The organism is Planococcus sp. RAB007_Raresut, from assembly GCF_057369535.1.
Map to the genome: position 1 here is coordinate 56,297 of NZ_JBXYIF010000001.1, position 21,390 is coordinate 77,686.

The following is a 21,390-nucleotide window of genomic DNA, read 5'->3' on the forward strand; positions in this document are numbered from 1 at the left end:
TTTTACTGGTCGGAGACTAACTTTAATGCGCCATTACAGAAAATACTTGATTCTCAGACTAGCGCCTTTCCCTTTGGGTGGAGCCTGAATAATTTCATCGCCAGTTTGCATTGCATCATACATGGCATCGCAGCAAGTTGCCATTCGATGATTTTTAGAGGGATACCCTCCAATGATTTTATGTAATTCTTCAGAAGTCATATTTAAAAAAGAATCACCTTTATTTCTAGAAATCGATTTAAGTTCTTCAATTTTTGCGTCAAAATCCTTCTTTACAGGTATCATCGTTTTCTCTCCTCTGTAAGTTTCAATTTATCACCATGCAAATAATAATTAATGAACTCTTCAATTACTTGAGTAAATTTGTAATTCATAAAGCCTTCTACTTCGAATTCACAAAAGCTGAAATTTCTTTCTGATAAAACAAGCCAATCAAAAATTCAGAATATCCTTTTTCATATCCGTACTTGGCCATATCATTAAATGTGCGGATCAATATCATTGCTTCTTGCCGCTTTCTAAACTCTCTGATTGATTCATTTCTATTTGACGGTTCTAACATAGCTTCTTGCATAACTACTTTTTCGTATTTTTTTATAAGTGAAGAAAACTTAATATATAAATCTTCCATAATCTTCTTTTCCTCAATATTTTCAGTTTGTTTATAATATGTATAAGCTCTTGTTGGTGCACCAGATAACTTAAGAAAACCGAACATTAGCTCAACTCCCTTTCATCTAATTCATATAATTCATTACTAGCCAATAACATCGTTTGCGCGTTTCTTCCATTTGCGCATCATTATAAACAGGCACTTCCCAAGAGCCTCCAGCAAAATCGAGTATAGCTGTATCTGCAATTCTTTCCTTTTCTACTATCCAAGAACGTTGCTTATTCCTTAAGTCTATAAATTCTTCCTCTGTTAACTCTATTCGTAGAGTCTGATAAATTTCATTTAATAAATCATCCCAAACTGCTAACTGAATATAAGATGCTTGTGTAATTTCGGCATCACTTCCCGTTTCCCAAACCATTCCATAGCTTTGCATATCATCTTCCAACTTATATATTCGGTCTAAATAACGAACATAAAGCGAAGAAGAATCAGTTGTAGTATAAGTCGATGTATCGGTCTGCTCCATTTCTGATTGATCATCTTCCTCTACTACATCTAAGGGTGTCTCAGATTCCTCAGAAATCTCAATTGAGTGTTCAATTGATTCCACATTTGAATCTTCTATTTCATTAAGCTCATATTCGGCAACCTCAGAATCTTTGGATACTTCATTAGACTGTTCATTAACTGTAACTGGAAATACAATTGGATTTTCAGGAATTTCAGGTTCAGCGCTTTCCTCAAAAGCACTAATTGCTTTTGCCAGGATACTTAGGCTTATGAGAGCTCCTAACATTACCTTTCCATAGCGAACATAGTCAAAAGAGAACTTCGGAGAAACTTTTTGAAATTGTGTTTCATCTTTGGGTGTCGATTTCTTTTTTTCTTCTTGCGGGCGTTCCTTAGTTTGCTCTTTGACTTGCTGAAAGTAGGCATATTGCTGATCATATTCTCTTCTTTTTGCCGGATTGCTTAGCACCTCATAGGCTGCTGTTAGTAGAATAAATTGTTTTTCATCTCCGCCATTATCCGGGTGTACTTCTTTAGACTGGATACGATATGCACGCTTAATCAGTTCTTCACTTGCTGTCGGCAATATATTAAGTAATGTGTAATAATCAATAAATCCCCCCATACTTCCTCCCCCCTTCCTTCGTAATTTATGTATCTAATTAGTTTTCAATGACTTCGTAGAATCGGTCGTTTACATAATCTTTTTTTGTTAATTTAATTCTTCCAGATGATTCTAAACCAGAGAGCGTGATACAGACATCTTTATAAATTTGATATCTTCCTGTAGCGAATGTAGCTGGGGGAGCTCCACATTCCATAACTAAAAACTTACTAAATTTATCAGCGGAAATAATTTTGACTTCTTTAATGTATTCATTCAAAATCTCTAAAATATCATGCTCAGCATAATTTTTAGTGAAGTTCATAGTATGCTCAACTGCTGTATCAGTAGAAATATTCTCTTCTTCTTTGTTTGAAATGTATTCTGTCTCCCTTATATATACGTCTTTTATAAACTCATTCCTTTGTTTCTCTTCTATAAATGGATCACTTAATTGCAAAACATCATCCATTAATAAAGCCGTTGACATTTTAATTTCGTAAGCGTCATTTAAGGCGAATGCTCGATACGGATGATTAAATTCCTCTGCTATAAAACGCTGCACAGTAAAAATAATATTGGTAGCTGTGGATTTAACGTAGTAGAGGCCCCGCACATCATAATTGCTTGGAATACTTCGGTAATGGTAGTTAAAAAGATCAAATATATTATTTTTAACTTCTAAGCTGCTTAACGCTTCTTCCCATTTAAAATCTTCTCCCATCTTAATGGCGATATCTAATTCCGCTTCCCATAAATGAATGACTCGGTGATCCATATCAATGGATTGCTCTGTTTTTTCTACAAACCAGACAGGTTTTAAATTTTTTTCTTTAAAATATTCATTTCTCTTCTTAATTTGTCTTACAAGACCTGCATCCTTATTTGCAGTTACATCAGTTAAGATAGAAATAGCTATTTCGGTTTTCTTGTTATCAACTATGATATCCGGATAGTATCTCCATTTTTCGTCCCCTTTTATAATATATCCATATTCAACTTGCAGATTATCATTTATATTTTCTTGGGTTTTCAGTTCATCATAAATAATCTCTTTCATTACCGAGTGACTCTTTGCCTCTCTCTTCGTTTGTTTCTGATATGTTTCACTTGCCTCTGAAATTGCACATGAATTACTCGGATGATAGAAATGTTTCTCATACACATCTCCAGCTCTTAGCTTTAAAATGCCCCTACAGTATGGACAGCTAAATGCCCCTTTATCTGCGGCCTTCTTAAGCCTGCCTATTTCTTCATTCACTGAATTGTTAAGACTTAAATGAGTCCGAAGATTAAACCTTCCTCCCTCATAAAGAGCTTCTAACATTTAGATTCCCCCACATATATTGTTTTCTTATTTTTCAAAATATTAATTTAATAGTATCACTAAAATACCATATTTTTCAATTATGTATTTTTATTTTACTACTCAATATATGAAATAAAGAAATATAATATATTTGATAAAAGATAGTAAAAATAAAAAAAGCCGCATATAAAAAACGGCTTTAAAAGCAGTAAATGTTTATATTCCTCCTCTTTTCTATAGCTCAATTACTCGACTTAAACTTTTAATATTTCCATTAAATTTTATTGAACCTAGTTTATTTTGGAGATACTCTTCCACCGCCATAAATTTTAGTAATAATTTTTCGAAAGTCTGGACAAACCTCGTCTTTTAAAGTTCTAATATAATGTTTTCCGCAAACCTTATTATTATTGTAGAAGAAACAATTCATACAGTTTTTCTTTTTATAATTTGAATGCACTATTTTAAACTGCGACTTAGCATCTTTTCGAAAATTATTATTTTGAACATTCATGAAGGGACCTCCTCTTTTTTAGTTTCTTAGATAAAAGTATGTTTGCATTCAGAAGTTTAACTAATATAAATTAAAGAGATTTATTGCGACGTCATATTGAACGTCAATACTTTAAACTCAATATAAGTCTTTTTTACTTACCGAACCTTTTAACAAAATAGGGTAGTTTATATTTTGTTTAATAGAACGAACTACTCTCTTTAACGCTCTGCCCTCAGTTACAATTGCTAATAGAAATTCAAGTGTCTCCTTACAACCCTCAACATCCAAATACTCATCAGAGCTATGCTCGTTAAAATACCCTGCTGATAAATTCACACTTTGAATCCCATGAGATGCCCAAATACGAGTATCGCTGCTACCCCCTGCTGTACATCTCCAAACGCCTAGTCCATGTCTGCTTGCAATTTCTTCGATGAGTTCACCGAATGATTCATCACAAAATTTTTCTTGCCCCCTACAGGAAGTGACAATATCGCCAGTCCCTCTTCGATCGATTACGAAGGCAGCGTCAACATCACTCAAAAAATCTCCATTTACTTCTCTTGCTCCCTGTAGACCAACTTCTTCTTCAACTGTGAAAATGAATTTCACTGTGCCATTAAATTTTGTCGCATCAAGACGCTTCAGTGTTTCCAATAAGACGGCCACCCCCGCTCTGTCGTCCGCACCTAAAATTCCGCTACTGCTTGACCAGATATTGCCCGCTTTTATAATTTCTCTGCCTTCGTCAAAACTGTATACCGTGTCCAGATGTGCATTCAGTAAGATAACCGGCCCTTTTCCGTTTCCACAAGCCTTTGTAGCAAGTAAGTTCCCTTTACTGTCCACTGTCACCGAATCAGTTTGGCCAACAAGTTTGCTTCGGACGTATTCCCGAATTTCTTCTTCGTCTCCACTTTCTCCGTCAATGGATAGACATCTTTCAAGCTCCATCAGAAAAAAATGCTTATTTAATTCTTCTGTTTCCATATTTAAGTGTTCTTGAGACAACGTACTTAATGCTTCAGCTGCATCAAGCAACTGAATCCGGGGCACTTTTATAGTGATGGAATGTTTCCGTACATAGACCTTAGGCAAACCAATTACAGACAGCACTTTAACCACTGTGTTCATATCCGTATCGCCAGTAAACGAAATACTGGGAAATCGTTTGTCGTGACCATCACAGCAGCAAGTTGTCGACAGATCCAGTCGATTTAGCTGGCGAATCATCCCGGCCATGTAAGTATCGAAATTTTTGATGCCAGGAATGTCCACTTCAGGTCCAAATTGCAGCATTTCTGTCCGGCCTCTGTAGCGGAAGTCCACTGCTCGCAGCCAAAGCGCTTCATCAATTTCTGTTTCATTTATTTGCAATAAACCATTGCCTATAGTGTAGGCTACAAAAATCTCATCCAAAATTCCCTTTAAAAACTCCAGATTCTCTTCCGTTTCTTTTCGGCAGTCGAATTTGCCTTCTGCAATTTCCTCTACAAGGAATCCGTGACGAATAAATAAATCATACCAACTTTTCATGTTTACCATGCTATCCACTCCCTTTCGGTTTATATACCTAGTTTAACCAAAAGGGGATGACAGCCCTGTCATCTTCAAATGCTCGTTTCTTCATCAATTCTGCTCATTACCATAAATTTTACAGAATGATCAAAATAATAGGCTGTAAGTTCTTGACGTCTAGTATTTTTTAATACTTCTGGAATCGTCACTTCCCGCATGCTGCTTCTTAACCTATTAATAGCAGTGACATAAGTATTTTCTTTTAGATTCTTGAGATGGTTATCCAAAAAATAATCCGTCATATCTAACATAGTTGCCGGAGATTCCAAAGATGTTTTTGTAAGCAAGTGACGCAAGATATCCGGCCTATTTCCTAACAACGGTATTTCATCACCGTTATAACAAAGCAAAGGGACACGTTCGTTAAAATATAAAATGATTGTATTCTTAGGTTCCGATTTTATAATTTTTTCGCAGTGTGCTTTCGAACAATATTCTTCTCCCTCAAACGATAATATTCGAAACGCTCTGTTTTCTAGATACTGGTCATTGTTTTCCAGACGGTCATATAAATCTGAAACTTGATAGCTCTTTAGTACTTCTGGCAACTCACTAAATTTCTCATTCATCTTCTCATAACCTTTTTGGGCGATATGTAAGCCACTGTTTGTCATATAAAGATAGGCATTTTTTTCTTGTTGATCATTAAGCAAGTATGATTTTTCTTTACATAATTCTTGGTATATTAGTGTTTTGTTAAAATTGAATGCTGCTTCTGAATAATTCTCATTCCTGTATTTAATAAATCCCACACGGTAATATGCTATAGGATTATTGGGTTCATATTTAAGTGCCAATTTAAAATTCGTTTCTGCTTCTTTAAAATTTTTTATATCTTCAGATTTCAAAAACGCACCATATTGAATCAGGTGCGTTACTACTTTCCGCTTAATGTATGCATATGAGTCTGTTCGCGTTTCTCTTTTTTTGCGCATTAAAATCAACATATTTTCATAGACATTTATCAATTGTCTCTTAATCATCGGATTAATATCAGGATTCATATCTAATAATTCTTGTTCCTTCTCACCTAAGTCATCTATTGTCATATTTTTCATGAACATTCCTCCCTTATACTAAAAACAGGAAATATCCATTTTGCTATGAATACTTCCTGTTCCCTTGGCCTTTTTATTTGAGTTGCTCTTTAATTTTTTCTGTAGTAAGACTAATTTGATTAATTAAGGTCATAACCTCTTTATTTTCGAACCAGTGTTGTAACGACTGCGCATGAGCTAAATCATCCCTTAATCTTTGAACTTGCTTAAAAATACTTTTTGCTTGATTTTTTGATGAAGCTGTTAATGTAGTCAGCAATTCTGTATCATTGACTACTATATCCGTCTTATCACAAAATTGAGTACAATTAATCAAACTTACTTCGAGATTTTTCTCAACTAATTCAGAAAATTGCTCTTCTGCATTACTATATCTCTTCTCATTGATTAATGTTCTCCAAGCATTATCGGGATACTTAAGATTAATCAATGTAGCCAATTCACTTTCAAATACTGTAATCATCCCAAAAAACAACATCCGCACAGCTGGTTTTTGACGATCAGATCTCGTAACTATTCCAATTATATGTGATTTATCTATAATGAATAATTGCTGGCGGCTTTCAAGAAGTGAAAGACAATCTTTCAAATCAGTATTTGAGGTTATCAAGTCATGTATTTCGAATTTCTTAACTCTATTACTTAATTCTTCAAGATTAGTAGTATCCTGTTTATCAAGGAACCCTGTAACCCTTCCATTCTCATTAAAACCCACAACATCAAAATTATCATCATTAAAAAGCTTTGATAACCGATCTCTTTCGTCTTTTGTTACAAATGCTAATGGCTCGGCTATATCCTTGGCCGTAAAAAAACTATTAGTTGATGCAGGGCTAGAAAGATCCATTACATCCCTCCTAATTTTTAATTTACTAAGAATAAGGGTAAATCATAACCAGCACTTTTTTTTCGCAACTTAAGTATTGCTTTAGCTTGGATTTGACGAATTCTCTCGCGAGTAACATTCATCATTTCTCCTATTTCTTCTAAGGTTTTCGGTTCGTCACCATCCATACCATATCTTAATCGTAGTACTTGTTCTTCCCGTTCTGTTAAGGACTTTAATAATTTTTCCAATTCATTTTTGAGTGCATGAAAGTTTGCTACTTGGACAGGATCTTGTTTATCTAATCCCTCCATAAACCAAAGTGAAGATTTTTGCTCAAGCATCATTAAAATGTCTTCTTGGCTATCTTCCTTAAGTGGTGTATTTAATGAAGTTTGCCTTCTGAAAGAAGCCTCTATAATTTTTAATTCATAATATTTCTCTATGCTTAGACCACATAATTCCGCAATTTTTTCAACTTCCGGTTCTCCATCCAGCTTCCAATACTCACGTTCAAACTTATTTATCTTGTTAAGAGTTTCATGCATATGAACAGGTAGTCTGACATTTAATGCTTTATCTGCGATAGCTCTCGTAATACTTTGTTTAATCCAGTAATAAGCATAGGTTGAGAATTCATAGCCATATTCCTTCTTAAACCGATCTATTGCCTTCATTAAACCTAATACACCTTCACTAACTAAATCATCATAAACCAATGAGCCAGTCGAAGCGTAAATATATTTCGAAGCGATTTTTCTAACCAGAGGCAAATTGTTAACAAGAAGATTGTTTCTTACTTCTGGGCTGTTAAAAACTGCGTAATCATCGAATAAGTCCTTGTTATTTTTATATCCAGTTATTTTGTCTGCATTTTTCATACCAGCTTTAAATTTGTCAGACTCCATAAATGCATCAAAATCAAACTCGTCATCACTTTCTGTATCGACAACTTTGATTTCTGTCGTTTCTGAGATATAGGCTAGCTTGGCTTCTTTTACAAAAATATCTTTTTTTACCTCCATATCTGTGCTAGGTTCAAGCTTATTATTTTGATTATCATTTTCTGTGTTCTTTGCTACTGTCTTCTTATCTGCTGTATCTTCCGGTCTTGAATCCACGTTAATATAGCCTTTATCTTTTAAATAAGACTTAATGAAACTGATTGACGGCTCTTCATAAATTATTTCTTCCATTAATTGTTGTACGACCTTCGAATCAACATAAGATTTTAAATTTGGATACATGCTCTTAAGTTTCGCATCAAATTTATATAGACTCGACATAATTTAACACCTTCATTCTAAATTGGGTGAATATTCTACTATTTATTGTAGTATACTTTATTTAAGAAAGAGGTGCAATTTATGAATTACAATTATATCCAGCCAACAAGCTTATTAGCAGCATCAGAGTCACCGAAATTAGCAGTCATGATTGGATTCACTCCTGCTCAACTCGACTCATTATCGGACAATAAACTACTATCCGTCCCATACCCTTGTAACTTAAAAGATTTCAATATAGGTCCTGAGATATTAATGGAAGTCTCAAACAGGCTAAGCAAAAAGCTCGATTATTATTGGTGTACGATGGAAGAATATCAGTTTTTCATTGAAAGTAGTTTCACTAATTTCTTCACATCTACTTTTATCTATAACAATCTTTACCATAGACAGTTCCCTTTACAATACAACTTAGATGAAATTGAAGCGTTAGTTAATGTATTCTCAGTTGACGACGAAAGTATCCCTGACAATATTTCTTGTTCTTTTGATTTTGTAACCAAGTTCTACAGTTCTATTGTAAAGAATGATAGCTATTATGTTACTTATTCTATTTCTGATGAAGTCCAAGAAAAATGGATTCCCTATTTTACTCCAGAAAATAAAGATCTCGAAACAGTACCTTCTGGAGAAGGCGAAGTGATACTGGAGATTTCAGAAGATGAAAATCAATTTTTGGATTTGACCTCAAAAATATTAACCCACTCCTTACAAGGTGATTACGTCTTAGTCCAGAGAGCCGATTTGGACTCTTTCACTAATAATTATCTCGATCGCATACGATTATTGAATCAAATTTCTGAAAGCTGTAATCTTTACATTTCTTTAAAGAGACTTGAGAAAAAGCAAGTCGATGAAACTCCATATGTAGCACTGCTAGAGAAATATTGGGGTTATTCAAACTTCAGGCAATTGTCGATGTACAAAAATCCTGATCAGTCAAAGGAGTTAATGGAAGTTTCTCAATCGCAGATTATTGACGATCTGGTAACTAATTCAATTGCAGCCAATAACAAAAAACCATTCCGTGATGTTTTCATTACGTCACCAACCGGTGCTGGAAAATCTATCATGTTCCAAATCCCATCTTTATATCTTTATGAGAACTTTGGTCTTTTGACTATTGTAATTTCCCCATTAATAGGCCTCATGAAAGACCAAGTTAACAACTTGAAATCTAGAGGCATATCAAGCGTAGAAACAATTAATTCAGATATTACACCATTAAAGAAAACAGAAATATCGGAGAGAGTTCATGCTGGTGAAATTTCCACACTTTATATATCTCCCGAAACTCTGCTTAGCCGTTCAGATATAAAAATGTTAATAGGAGAAAGAACTGTTGGTCTTTTCATCGTTGATGAAGCCCATATTGTCACTACCTGGGGTAAGGCCTTTAGAGCAGATTACTGGTACCTTGGAACTTACCTGCAAAAACTAAGAAAAGAAATGAAATTTCCTATTGCCACCTTTACTGCTACTGCAATTTATGGCGGAGAAGAAGATATGTATAAAGAAACCCGAGACAGTCTGACTCTTTTAAACCCTATTACGTATTTGGGCAGTGTCAGAAGAGACGATATTAATATTGGAATCAATTCAAGAGCTGATGACTATAAAGGTAATGAATACTTGAGAGCTAAGTTTGTCATCACTGCAGAGCGAGTCAAACAGTTTATTAAAAAAGATGAAAAAACGCTTATTTATTTTCCGACTGTAAGCGCAATATTAAAGTTCATGACTTATATGGAAGAAAACCACCCCAGAGCCTCAGAAAAATTAACATTGTACTATGGCCGGCTCAGAAAAGAAGAAAAAGATGTAAACGCTCAGAAATTTAAGGAAGGTACGTCCCCTGTCATGCTAGCAACAAAAGCGTTTGGTATGGGAATAGATATTCCCGACATCAACAATGTGTATCATTTTGCACCAACAGGTAATGTATGTGATTATGTACAGGAAATCGGTCGTGCTGCCAGAGATTTGCCTGATGGCAATGCTTATTTCGACTTTTTAAGCAATGACTTTTCACATGTAAGAAGACTGCATGGCATGTCGACTATTCATAAACACCAATTGCAGTTAGTCGCTCAAAAAATCTTGTCAGTCTACAAAGAAAATCGTAATCGATCACGAAATTTGTTAGTAAGCGCAGAAGATTTTCGTTATATATTTGAGCAAAATTCGTTTAATGATAATGACGGAGATATAGATGGCACGTTAAAAACAGCTCTTCTTTTGCTCGAAAAAGATTTCACATTACGCATGGGATACTCTCCTTTTGTTGCTAGGCCACGAGGGATTTTTTCGAGGGAGTACTTCAGAGTAAAACCAGAAGGCGAAAAGTATCTTCAGTTAAAGAAGAATGCTTCATACAGCAAGAAAATAAAATCTCTTCCAGATAGTAATGTGTATACTGCCATTTACGAACTTGATTTAAAAAAGATTTGGGAGAAAGAATACCGTAATTTGTCGTTTGCTCAATTCAAATACTTCTTCCATACAGGCGATTCTGCAATAACACTTCCATTTCTGGAGTTTGTTGATCCGATAATGGAAGTTAAACTAAGCAGTCGTCTACCGAAGCATTTACTGCTGCCTAAAACCCAGGAAATATTAAACCATCTAGAAATCTTCCTTCGCAATAAAGCTATGGAAAAGACTTATTTTCAAAGCCAAGAACTAGCAAGTTATTTAAGAACTGCTATTAAAAAAAATAAGTATATTTGTGAAGGGATAGCTCAAATTCTATTGCAATCGATGCAAAGATACGGAAAAATTTCTGGAAACATGAATGCCAATAATATAGCGAAAACCCATGAGACTCGAGGATATATGGTATTGCCAGGTTACCAGGACTTCTTGAAATTTTTAACTGGCACACTTGAAACATACCTAAATAATTCGAGCTTAGACTGGAACGAAAAGACTAATGAAGGATCAATGTTTTTACCGAACCGAGCAACTGGGCATAACGAAAGAGCTTCAATCTTATTTGGAGTATTAGAAGCATTCGACGTATTAAGCTATCAAATAATTGGCGGAAATACTCCGGAAATTTATATACGTATCAACTCTGTGCTAGAACTTGAAAGACTAGTGAAACATCCTGAAAAGTATCGAAACCGTATTTTGGAATCGGTTCATTTTCGTCACCGCTTATCTGTTGCGATGCTCACCCATATTTTCAAAAACAAAATGAATACTGAGCAGTTTTGGGAAGTCATTGAAGAATATTTTCTGGGCAGGATACCTGATGAGGTTATTCATGCTACGGAGAGGGTTAACTTAAAAGAAGAAGTTGTTAATTGATTTACAAAAAAAAAAAATTTAAATATTCTCTAATAAAAAACCGCAACATTAGCTCGATTAAATCCGAGAAATGTTGCGGTTTTAATTATTTATCATAGAATTGCTCAACTAACCCCCAAAGCCTTATAAACCGCATCTACGGGATCCGAATAAAACACCGGCTGCACTTTCACCAACAAATCCAGTGGAACAGGCTGCAAATCCATTACAGAAGCAGCTAATAACAATTGTGCTTTCTTGTCCTGGTTTCTCCAAAGCTCCGAAACAAAGGAAAATTAGCTCAGCAACCTACAAATCCTCTATCAATCTACTCCCTTGTAGATTTCTGATATACTTCAGATAATCTTTCATTTTAACGGCAGTTGTATTTCTGTTGCTTTTGCTCTTGGCAATAAATTAAGGAAAGGTTGTATCTAAGCTTTCGCCAACTTCCCTAGAAGATTTGACTATAGACTTATCGAACTTACCTGTGCCGCTTACAACTTGATTCACAAGCTTGTAGAGATGATCAGCCGATAATTTCTATTTCCAAGGAACAGCACAAATCAAATTTCTGTATAAAAATCAAAATTCTATTTCCGTGAAACTATAGTTCAATGGGATGGAGTTTCTTTACCAAGCAATTGATGTGATTTGTCAGAAGTAAGTAGAATTGTTTCTTTTCCAGGAAGTCGAATTTTAAAACATAAAGAAGCTGCTTAAATCATATTGATAAACAATTAATTTTGTTATAAGAAGCTAAACTATTTTGAATAAACATTTTGTAATTCTGTACCTCTTTTAAATGTTATCCCTGTTTCAATCGCTGCAAAATGTTTTTCACCACAACGAATTTTCGCTAATTCTGTTGGACGCAAATCTTCTGCGCCTTTGCTGCCTTTTGTTTCAACAATAAAATACAACTTTTCTTTTCCATTCTCTTCTAAAGATAAAGCCCAGTCAGGGTTGTAAGCTCCAAGTGGCGTCTTAATTTTAAAGTCAGCAGGCAACTTAATATAAAATTTAACATTGCTGTCTTTTTCACAGCTTTCAGCAAACTTTCGTTCAATGTTTGAATCTACAATAACATAATCATATGGAGAGCGATTGCCCCTCACCGGTACAATCTTATCTTCATAAGTTTCAATCTCTTCTTGAATAAATAAAGATTGCTCATAAATTTGATCCGCAGAAACTTTCTCATATTTAATGCCATCTACCATTGCTAACCGTTTCGCCGCATTAATAATTCTTGCTGCTTCCATCATGTAAAGTTGCGGATTTCGTTTGAAAGCACTGAGAGTTCCACTTTCCTTTAAAATAGCAATTAGCGTTTTACGAGTAAGCTTCGTATCATTTTGCAAATGCGTTAATATATCCGGTGCTTTTTCATATTTACGATCATTCGCATTAAAAACAGTAGCTTCTTCTTGGACAGTGGAAATTCCAGCTTCTGTTGTTTCTATTTTATAACGTTCATATTCTAACTTACTAATACGAATTTCTAATTCATCGCTCAATTTATCTGCAGCTTGATTTATAAACTTTTCTGAATCAAATTCGATTGTGTAATTTGTTTTATATTTAATGCGATTCCAAAGCTCAAGGAATGGTCCTGAAAGTGCTTCTTTATTTAATTTCACATTTTCCTTCTTTGCATGATCCTTGATTTCAACTTTATCAACATTAAATTTCATTTCAATTGATGCAACGATTTTTTCTTTCATATCTGGTGCAAGATCTTTAAACTGTTGGGGAATATCAAATGTTTCTTCTTTAATCGCTTTTGCAAGAGCTTCTGTACCCTTATTTTTATCGTCAATATACATTTGGTCTTTCAAATATCTTACTAATTGTTCAGAATGTTCATGACCTAATGGCGTTTTAAAACCTGTGTGTTCGTCGATTGTAATGACTAATGAGCTAAAAATATCTTTTGTAAATATGCCGAATTCCATACCTTCTTCTTCGTATTCTGTTTGCAACCCTTCTGCAAATTCACCATAACTTTCATTTGCCATAACTGTTAATGTGTTTATTTCAAATCCAGGGACACGCTGGCCGTCTTGATTGACTGCAATACGCAGGCCACGTCCAATTTTTTGACGTTTTGTTATGGTATCCTTTGATTCGATTAACGTGCAAATTTGAAATACATTTGGATTGTCCCAACCTTCTTTTAAAGCAGAATGGGAGAAGATAAAGCGTAATTTGTGAGCTTTTTTTATATTTTTTCTTTCCTCATCATACATCGTTAGTAAATCTTCTTTATCCTTCATAATGATTTGATAAGCACTTTCATCCTTCTCGCCACCATTTTTATATCGACCTTTATTATCTATTGAGAAGTAACCATTATGAATTTCTCCTACAGGGACTGAATAATCACGTATTTTTTTATACTTTTCTTGTCTTATAAGATCATGGTACTCCTCTTCAAATATATGTCCATACTCACCTAGAAGTTCAATTCCTTCTTCATCATACTGACGGTAATTTGAAACGTTATCAATAAAGAATAGGCTCAATACTTTAATGCCTTGTGAGTTTAACTTTAATTCTTTATTCAAATGTTCTTCAATCGTTTTACGTATTTGACCACGCTTAATTTCTAAATCTTCATTTTGCGACTGGCTCAAGCGAATAATTGAAGGCTCTCCAGAACACTCGATATATTCATTACCTGGTTCTGCAGAAATATCTGTTATGAAACCGACTGAATGATAAGCTTCTATATGTTTTGACTTACTGTATAAATCATCACCTTTTTTCAGCTTAATCTCTTTCTTTTCGATTTCCTTTTTATTTTTCACAAGCATTTCCACTGTTGCAGTAATAGATGTCTTTGCAGCTTTAATCCCAACAATCTTTAAGTATGCTTCATTTCCATCTATTGAACGTTTAATGCCCGCTACTTCTATTTGCTTTACAAGCTTTTGCTGATAAGCTTCAACCGGCCCTAATTTATAAAGTAATGGGTAGTTTTTATTTTTGTGTGTCGCTGAGAAGCGGAACGCAAATGACGGATTTAATGCTGCAATAGCTTGTTGGGCATTTTCTGTATTATCTACACTTTGCGGCTCATCAATAATGACAATTGGATTTGTTTCCGCGATTAATTCGATTGGTGCGATTCCTTGAAGAGTATCCATGTCATTTCGATAAATGATATTCATATTATCATTATTCTTAGCACTTTTTGAAAAAGCTTGAATATTAATAACCATAATTTCTACATCATCACTCGTAGCAAATCCTTGCACATCATTTAAACGCTGACTATCATACATAAAAGAACGATAAATAAGGCCATGCATTTGTGCTTTGAAATATTGCTTCGTCATTTCAAGTGTTTTCACTACCCCTTCTTTAATCGCAACTGAGGGGACCACGATAATAAACTTTGTAAATCCATACCGGCGATTTAATTCAAGGATTGATTTTAAATAAACAAACGTTTTTCCAGTGCCTGTTTCCATTTCGAAATTAAATTGAGGAAATGGCACAGGAATAGCTTTAGAGAGCGGAATCCCTTGGTTAATTTGAATTTGCTGTACGTTTTGAAGTAGCTTGCTTTGAGATACGTCAATCTTGTTTCCAATTCCTATATCTCCAAATAGTTTACCTTGCGCATCTTGATTCATAATCGTAAATTCAGATTTACGGATTTGCTGTCCTTCAAATACTTTTAGAACCGATTTAATAGCTTCATCCTGATATGTTAACTCATCAAATTGAATTTTCATGTCAGCCACCTCTAGATCGATAGCAAGTTATCTTCTGGATAACCTGCATCTTTTAGTAATTCGATACAATTCAATTTTTCGGAATCATTATTTACAAACCCTGCATCACTAAAAATGACACTACTTGTTTCAATTTCATATTCGTCACGTTTTGCAATAATAGCTCTTGCAATTTTTGTATCAATATTATTCGCTAAACAAATGAACAAGTTGCCATATGCGATATCGTAAATTTTTTTCCATTCACTTCAAATGTATTAACTGGATAAGTTAACTCTAGTCCTTGTTTCAACATGATTTCATATACAATATCTAGTTCGGAACGTCCGTCTACAAATGGCGTTTCAAATAAATTTAACTTATCTTCAATACTTTCAAAATCTATATTCCATTCACGAATATTTGATGTGTCTAATTTTAATACTTTAAAACCGATGTCTATACTTTCAGAATTAATTAAGTTCTTATCCAGCTCCACAGTTGAGTGCTGTATTTCAACAAGATCGCGTTTAATTTTCTCACCAGCTCGACGTAAACGTTCCTCACCAATATCGCAAATAGTTCGATAGCCTTCTATATATGCTTCAGATTTTTCATCTAATACTTCTGGCAACTGAACCATTATGAACTTACGCTTTCCTCCATCTTCAGCATTGAGTTGTATAGTAGCATGAGCTGTAGTCGCAGACCCAGAAAAGAAGTCTAAAACTATACTGTTCGGATCATTCATAACATTGATAAAATATTTTAACATTTCTATATTTTTCGGATTATCAAACATGCTAGATTTCTGCATAATATCTGCCAAAGCAGTTGTTCCATCATTAGTTGAGAACTCTAATATACTTCTTAAGTTTGCTATTGCATTAATAGATGTGTACTTTTTCCCTTCTTCTTCAAATACAAATTCTGGTCTTACAAAGGTTCTTTTTCTCACACTATAAGAACCCTTAGACCCCGTTATCACAATATTTTTCAATTCATTATTAAACTTTGTGATATCCCAAGTAAACGCACCTAATTTCCCTCTTACTTTCGGTGGTCTTATTGCTATATAACCTTCACTAATTAGTTTTTGGTTTGTGGAATAAATCTCTTCTTCACTATTAAGGTGTTTTGCTTTTTCATTGTCATAATCATTCACTGCTAATTTATCTAACGTAATAGGATTATAGTAAACAGTATATCCTAAGTTAGGCCTTGCATTTAAAGTTCCACCCTCTCCTCTTGTCGTTATTGGATCATTTAGATAATAATATTCTCCGTTTTCTTCAAAAACTCTTTTTACATTTTTGCTAACTTGATGTATTGTGGGAAGTTCTTTCCCATTTTTATCCACTATTTTCTTTTTTCTATAGATAAGAATATATTCATGATTTTTCTGCACATTTATAGTATCGTTCTTCGAATTTTTTTTATTTTGAATAATAGGTCCAATTTTGTTAACTTCTCCAAATACCTCATCACAAACTTTTGATAAATTAACATATTCATTGTCGTCTATACTGATAAAAATTGCACCGTCATCTGCAAGTAAATTTCGGGCAATTTTCAAACGTGCATATATCATGTTTAACCAATCTGTATGAAAACGTCCATTGCTTTCAGAGTTTGTGGAGAGCATATTACCTTCCGCATCAACTTGACCTGTTTGCTCTAAGTAATTTTGCACACCGTTTCTAAAATTATCTTTGTATACAAAGTCTTTTCCTGTATTATACGGGGGATCAATATAGATCATTTTAATTTTCCCGTTATATGATTTTTGGAGCAGCTTTAATACTTCTAAGTTATCCCCTTCAATATAAAGATTATCAGTCGTATCAAAGTTTTTACTTTTTTCAGGAACTGGTCGCAATGTAGCTTTAGATGGCTGTTGCGCACCTAAAATTGTCTGTTTTTTCCCGGGCCATGTAAATTGATATCGTTCATTATTGTCTTCAAAAGTTTCTCCTAAAACTGTTTTCAACATCTCGAAATCAATATTTTCGCCATCTGTTAAAATTTCTGGAAACAATTCTTTTATTAGCTTTGTGTTTTGTTGTGTTAAGTCTAACGATTCGCCTGTTATTTTCTGCATTAAGTCATTACTCCTTTTGTATTAGAGCTTGTTTGTCTGCCTTTAATTTATTTACTTCTAGCTGTAGAGGGATTCTTTGATTTATCTGCTTTTCTTTTTTTGCCTGGCTTACTAAGTATTCTATTTTTTCATCCATTACTTTCAGTTGTTGCAATAGATTATTTTCCAAAGTAACTGATTTACTAACGTCGTATTTAACTTGTAGTTCTAGTGCTAGCATTTCTTCAATCCATGATATGTAGAATGCTTTTAAATCTGTTTTTTTTAGTTTGTTAAAATCAAGCTGCGTTTCAACTTGTTCTATTGTAACGTCTGTAGGTATCTCATATACGTCTTTAACAGATAGCATTAAGTCTTTTTTCTTTTCGTGTGTAGCAAATATCCACTTTGTTTGTTGTTCATCTGCAAATAAAACTACTAACGGATTAGGCATAATGTCGGCAAAAACTTTATAAACAGTTGCCGCCTTATTCAATTGCTTTAATTTAATATAAAAAAATTGAATAGAATCATAGCGGGCTTGTTCATCTTCATATTTGAGAATATTTGTATTATTCTGTTGAATAATCGCTAAAATATGAATCCCTCGTGCTACTACTTGCTCAGATATTATTTTTTTTTGCATCGCAGTTAAATGATTTTCAAGTTTATTGAAAGGGAAATTTTTTAATACATGTGTTTGTCTTGGAAAACCAATTGCTTTTAGAAACTTTGCTTCGTTCATAACATTTCATCCCTTATGATCAAAAATGAAATCAGTTCTAAATCGTCTAATTCAAACTCCATATTTGTTTGAATAGATGTTCCTCCGATACTAAAGAAACTATCAAACATTGAATCTTCTTGTTTATCTTTAATTATATCAACTGCTTGTTTCATCAAATCTTGGTATACCGACATATTTGTTCCATTATCTGTCTGTTCATTAAAAAGATTTACCAATTGCTCATTGGGTTGTTCTATTCCCAGTGACAATTTGCGATGAATATCCAAGACTTTCTTAGGAGAAGTATAGTTGATAAACGTTTCCCCTAAATCCGTGACATATAATAATATGTACGGCGCTAAATTATTGTTCTCCATCGCAACTTCAGCATATTGCTTAAAACAAAATATAACCCCGGGTTTTGCCTCAGGCAATTCTTTATTACTTGTAACAGCATAAAGGCCTTTCGGCGCTTTTGCTAATTCTTTTTTGTATTTTTTTAAAGCTACGCTCAAATCACTTTTAAAATCTGTATACGTTAAGTCTGTAATTGAAATTGCACCTGAGACATTTTCTAAATCTAGGACATCATTTTGCAAAGCTTTCAACTGATTGCGCCGATATTCTAAATCATTCATTTCTTTATTCATTGTATCGAGTATATCTTCTTCACCAGAAGCGGATGTATTTAAAATTTTCATTCGCCCTTTTACCCGTTCTTCAAGATTGATGTATTCATCAAGGTCCATATTCGGCCAAAAGTTAACAAGTTGAATTTCTTTATTAATAGAACCGATTCGATCAATGCGTCCAAAACGTTGAATAACACGTACCGGATTCCAATGAATATCGTAATTAATCAAGTAGTCACAGTCTTGTAGGTTTTGGCCTTCAGAAATACAGTCAGTTGCGAACAGAATATCAATTTCAAGGTCCCTTTTATGGCCAGTCTTGGCTCTTTCTTTTGATCGCGGCGAGAAATTCATCAAAATATCGTTTATATCTTTTGTTCTTGTACCCTTTAAAGTCGTTTTATTCGAACCGCTTCCAACCACCATGGCAGAGTGAAGACCTAAAGCAAGTAATTCCTCAGCCAACTCTTCATATAAGTAATTCACCGTATCAGCAAACGCCGAAAAGATAATTACCTTTTTATTATCTACGTTAATCGGCTTTTCAATTTTTTGTTTTATCAAGGATTTTAATTTATTCATCTTTAAATCACGTTTGCTTGTAATCGCTTCTGCTTGTAGGAGCAGATTTTCTAAAACACTTAAATCTGCCTGCAAATCTCCGCGCCATTTCAAAGCGTCAATATCATTTACTTTAATTTGCACTTTATCACTGCCCACCGTGATTGCTTCTAACTGCTCATCGTCAAAATCTTCCGCTTCTTCATAAGCTTCATTTATCAGGGCAGCCTGATGCATTGCAAGAAGGCTGTCTGTATTTTCAATTCTATTTACTAGTTTTTGCAGCGTAAGTTTAAAAGAGAAGATTGAGCTTTCTAAACGTTTAAACAAATTCACCTTCATTAAGGCAGCAACTGCAAATTCTCGGTCCGTTTGCTTAAATGTTGTCTTGCCGTCTTTTACTTTCGTATCATAGATTGCTTCGTAATAATTTCTTTTTTGAGGCAATACGTATTTCATTGGCTGGTAAATACTAAAGTTAAGCGATTCAAGCAGTTCATTTACTTCAGACATTTTCAAGAATGCGTCTTGTGTATCTATATCTGCTTTAATTGAAACAGGAATCAAACGCTTAGGGAATTCACCCATATCTTTCACATTGTAGTATTTTTCAATGTGCTTACGACTACGTGCAATTGTTAGCAAATCCAAAAGTTGAAAATATTCTGGGTTTACCATTTCTAGGAAAGAGTCTGTTGTACGTTTATCTGATTGAAGTGTTGTCCATTTATTAAAAGCTGTTTGTGCAGCACGCAGTGTCTGGTCAATACTTTCTATACCTTCCTTTGTTAGCGCGGTATCGATGTCTTCAGTAATAAATGCAATTTGATTTTTTATATCATTCATTTTGTTATTTACAGGTGTAGCAGAAAGCAATAATACTTTCGTTTTTACACCCTTTTTAATAATTTCCTGCATAAGTTTCTGGTAACGTGTTAAGCGGCCTTTATGTGAATTGTTGTTACGGAAATTATGTGATTCATCAATAACTATTAAATCATAATTAGACCAGTTTAGTGTTTCAATATTAATGTCTCCAGAAGTTCCTAACTCACGGCTTAAGTCTGTGTGATTTAAAACATCGTAATTAAAACGATCTTCACTAAGAGCATTTCGTTTATCGTTTTGTGTATAAACTGTCCAATTGTCGCGAAGTTTTTTAGGACATAAAACCATTACACGATCGTTGCGAAGTTCATAATATTTAATAACAGCTAGAGCAGAGAATGTTTTCCCCAATCCAACACTATCCGCTAAAATACATCCATTATACTTTTCGATTTTATCGATCATACCAACTACTCCATCACGTTGGAATGGATAAAGTTTATTCCAAATGGCGGTCTCTTTAAAATTTGTTCCTTCCTTAATAATATTTTCTTCTGAAATACCATCTAGTTCTTCTGTGAAAATATTGTAAAGTGTGACATAGTAAAGCCATTCTGGCGAATTGTCCCTTGAAATCAACTCTAATTGCTGGAGCACTTCACTAGTCACTTCTTTTACTTTCGTTTCATCCTGCCAAATACGGTCAAATTCATTCATTAGTTGCCTCGTAATTCCAATACTATCAATAATTACTGGATAACTAGCATATCGATTTGACTGAGTAATGCCTAGCCCATCTGCAGTAAATTCAATTTCAGACTGTATGTGAATATGGTTTGCCTTAGCATTTTCAATTAACACCTGTTTCGGAAAGCTGTTTTCCCCTAAAATTGTTTTAAAAGAAGCATTCTGGTTAATCCAATCTATAAGTTCACGTGCCATTGATGGAGTTAACATTTTGTTTCGCAATGGAATTTCAAACTGATTCCCTAAAAATGTAGGATAATTATCTTTTTGTTCAAATATCTTATATTGATGGTTTTGGTCTTTTTCGTGATTATAAAAAGTCGGTTTGGTATATAAAAAACGAAACTCTTTGGATTTGGCCAACTCTTTCTTTAGTTCTTCTAAAGCATAGATGCTAAAGTAAGCTGACGCAACTGCTACTCTAGAACCCTTCTTCAAGTCACTTTTTAGTGTTTCAACTAGCGTATTTTCGCCCTTGTTATCTACTAATTTTATCTCCAAGTATATCCACCTCTA

14 protein-coding genes are annotated in these 21,390 nt (G+C 34.1%); 1 reads left to right on the forward strand and 13 read right to left on the reverse strand.

Going from position 1 to position 21,390, the window contains the following annotated elements; translation table 11 throughout:
* Positions 1 to 33 precede the first annotated feature (33 nt).
* The 9 genes from AC2Q9J_RS00290 to AC2Q9J_RS00330 all read right to left on the reverse strand — a co-directional run bounded on the left by AC2Q9J_RS00290 (position 34) and on the right by AC2Q9J_RS00330 (position 8,283).
* Entirely contained in the window at positions 34 to 285 is a 252-nt protein-coding gene (locus AC2Q9J_RS00290) for a hypothetical protein (RefSeq protein WP_499036292.1), read from the reverse strand.
* Between the two features lie 97 nt (positions 286 to 382).
* On the reverse strand, positions 383 to 718 hold the full coding sequence (locus AC2Q9J_RS00295) for a hypothetical protein (RefSeq protein WP_499036294.1): 336 nt from the start codon (positions 716 to 718) through the stop codon (positions 383 to 385).
* Positions 719 to 737: 19 nt separating this feature from the next.
* The gene (locus AC2Q9J_RS00300) at positions 738 to 1,751 is read right to left on the reverse strand and encodes a DnaJ domain-containing protein (protein WP_499036296.1); all 1,014 of its coding nucleotides are present in this window, start codon (positions 1,749 to 1,751) and stop codon (positions 738 to 740) included.
* A 37-nt stretch (positions 1,752 to 1,788) separates the two neighbouring features.
* Positions 1,789 to 3,057, reverse strand: a complete 1,269-nt coding sequence (locus tag AC2Q9J_RS00305; protein ID WP_499036298.1) for a competence protein CoiA family protein — start codon at positions 3,055 to 3,057, stop codon at positions 1,789 to 1,791.
* Positions 3,058 to 3,334: 277 nt separating this feature from the next.
* Positions 3,335 to 3,553, reverse strand: a complete 219-nt coding sequence (locus AC2Q9J_RS00310) for a hypothetical protein (protein ID WP_499036300.1) — start codon at positions 3,551 to 3,553, stop codon at positions 3,335 to 3,337.
* Between the two features lie 117 nt (positions 3,554 to 3,670).
* On the reverse strand, positions 3,671 to 5,080 hold the full coding sequence (locus AC2Q9J_RS00315) for a M20/M25/M40 family metallo-hydrolase (protein ID WP_499036302.1): 1,410 nt from the start codon (positions 5,078 to 5,080) through the stop codon (positions 3,671 to 3,673).
* 65 nt (positions 5,081 to 5,145) lie between these two features.
* A complete protein-coding gene (locus AC2Q9J_RS00320; protein ID WP_499036304.1) occupies positions 5,146 to 6,171 on the reverse strand; it encodes a tetratricopeptide repeat protein in 1,026 nt (341 codons plus the stop codon).
* 73 nt (positions 6,172 to 6,244) lie between these two features.
* Positions 6,245 to 7,018, reverse strand: coding sequence for a CBS domain-containing protein (locus AC2Q9J_RS00325; protein ID WP_499036306.1), 774 nt, complete (start codon positions 7,016 to 7,018; stop codon positions 6,245 to 6,247).
* A 17-nt stretch (positions 7,019 to 7,035) separates the two neighbouring features.
* Positions 7,036 to 8,283, reverse strand: coding sequence for a sigma-70 family RNA polymerase sigma factor (locus AC2Q9J_RS00330; protein ID WP_499036308.1), 1,248 nt, complete (start codon positions 8,281 to 8,283; stop codon positions 7,036 to 7,038).
* A gap of 81 nt (positions 8,284 to 8,364) precedes the next feature.
* Between AC2Q9J_RS00330 and AC2Q9J_RS00335 the strand changes: the two genes are divergently transcribed.
* Positions 8,365 to 11,595, forward strand: a complete 3,231-nt coding sequence (locus AC2Q9J_RS00335; RefSeq protein ID WP_499036310.1) for a helicase-related protein — start codon at positions 8,365 to 8,367, stop codon at positions 11,593 to 11,595.
* A 743-nt stretch (positions 11,596 to 12,338) separates the two neighbouring features.
* On the opposite strand, the gene AC2Q9J_RS00340 is transcribed toward AC2Q9J_RS00335, so the two are convergent.
* From AC2Q9J_RS00340 to AC2Q9J_RS00355, 4 genes are all read right to left on the reverse strand, one after another.
* Positions 12,339 to 15,320, reverse strand: coding sequence for a restriction endonuclease (locus AC2Q9J_RS00340; protein ID WP_499036312.1), 2,982 nt, complete (start codon positions 15,318 to 15,320; stop codon positions 12,339 to 12,341).
* A gap of 193 nt (positions 15,321 to 15,513) precedes the next feature.
* Positions 15,514 to 17,400: a site-specific DNA-methyltransferase gene (locus AC2Q9J_RS00345; RefSeq protein WP_499036314.1), complete on the reverse strand. Its 1,887-nt coding sequence runs from the start codon at positions 17,398 to 17,400 to the stop codon at positions 15,514 to 15,516.
* A gap of 7 nt (positions 17,401 to 17,407) precedes the next feature.
* A complete protein-coding gene (locus AC2Q9J_RS00350; protein ID WP_499036316.1) occupies positions 17,408 to 18,124 on the reverse strand; it encodes a DUF4391 domain-containing protein in 717 nt (238 codons plus the stop codon).
* On the reverse strand, positions 18,121 to 21,375 hold the full coding sequence (locus AC2Q9J_RS00355; RefSeq protein WP_499036318.1) for a helicase-related protein: 3,255 nt from the start codon (positions 21,373 to 21,375) through the stop codon (positions 18,121 to 18,123). Before AC2Q9J_RS00355 ends, AC2Q9J_RS00350 begins: the two co-directional genes overlap by 4 nt.
* Positions 21,376 to 21,390: the final 15 nt, after the last annotated feature.

Bases quoted from the DNA above. Each gene is read 5' to 3' on its own strand.
- AC2Q9J_RS00290 (WP_499036292.1), bottom strand. From the start codon at position 285: ATGATACCTGTAAAGAAGGATTTTGACGCAAAAATTGAAGAACTTAAA.
- AC2Q9J_RS00295 (WP_499036294.1), bottom strand. From the start codon at position 718: ATGTTCGGTTTTCTTAAGTTATCTGGTGCACCAACAAGAGCTTATACA.
- AC2Q9J_RS00300 (WP_499036296.1), bottom strand. From the start codon at position 1,751: ATGGGGGGATTTATTGATTATTACACATTACTTAATATATTGCCGACA.
- AC2Q9J_RS00305 (WP_499036298.1), bottom strand. From the start codon at position 3,057: ATGTTAGAAGCTCTTTATGAGGGAGGAAGGTTTAATCTTCGGACTCAT.
- AC2Q9J_RS00310 (WP_499036300.1), bottom strand. From the start codon at position 3,553: ATGAATGTTCAAAATAATAATTTTCGAAAAGATGCTAAGTCGCAGTTT.
- AC2Q9J_RS00315 (WP_499036302.1), bottom strand. From the start codon at position 5,080: ATGGTAAACATGAAAAGTTGGTATGATTTATTTATTCGTCACGGATTC.
- AC2Q9J_RS00320 (WP_499036304.1), bottom strand. From the start codon at position 6,171: ATGAAAAATATGACAATAGATGACTTAGGTGAGAAGGAACAAGAATTA.
- AC2Q9J_RS00325 (WP_499036306.1), bottom strand. From the start codon at position 7,018: ATGGATCTTTCTAGCCCTGCATCAACTAATAGTTTTTTTACGGCCAAG.
- AC2Q9J_RS00330 (WP_499036308.1), bottom strand. From the start codon at position 8,283: ATGTCGAGTCTATATAAATTTGATGCGAAACTTAAGAGCATGTATCCA.
- AC2Q9J_RS00335 (WP_499036310.1), top strand. From the start codon at position 8,365: ATGAATTACAATTATATCCAGCCAACAAGCTTATTAGCAGCATCAGAG.
- AC2Q9J_RS00340 (WP_499036312.1), bottom strand. From the start codon at position 15,320: ATGAAAATTCAATTTGATGAGTTAACATATCAGGATGAAGCTATTAAA.
- AC2Q9J_RS00345 (WP_499036314.1), bottom strand. From the start codon at position 17,400: ATGCAGAAAATAACAGGCGAATCGTTAGACTTAACACAACAAAACACA.
- AC2Q9J_RS00350 (WP_499036316.1), bottom strand. From the start codon at position 18,124: ATGAACGAAGCAAAGTTTCTAAAAGCAATTGGTTTTCCAAGACAAACA.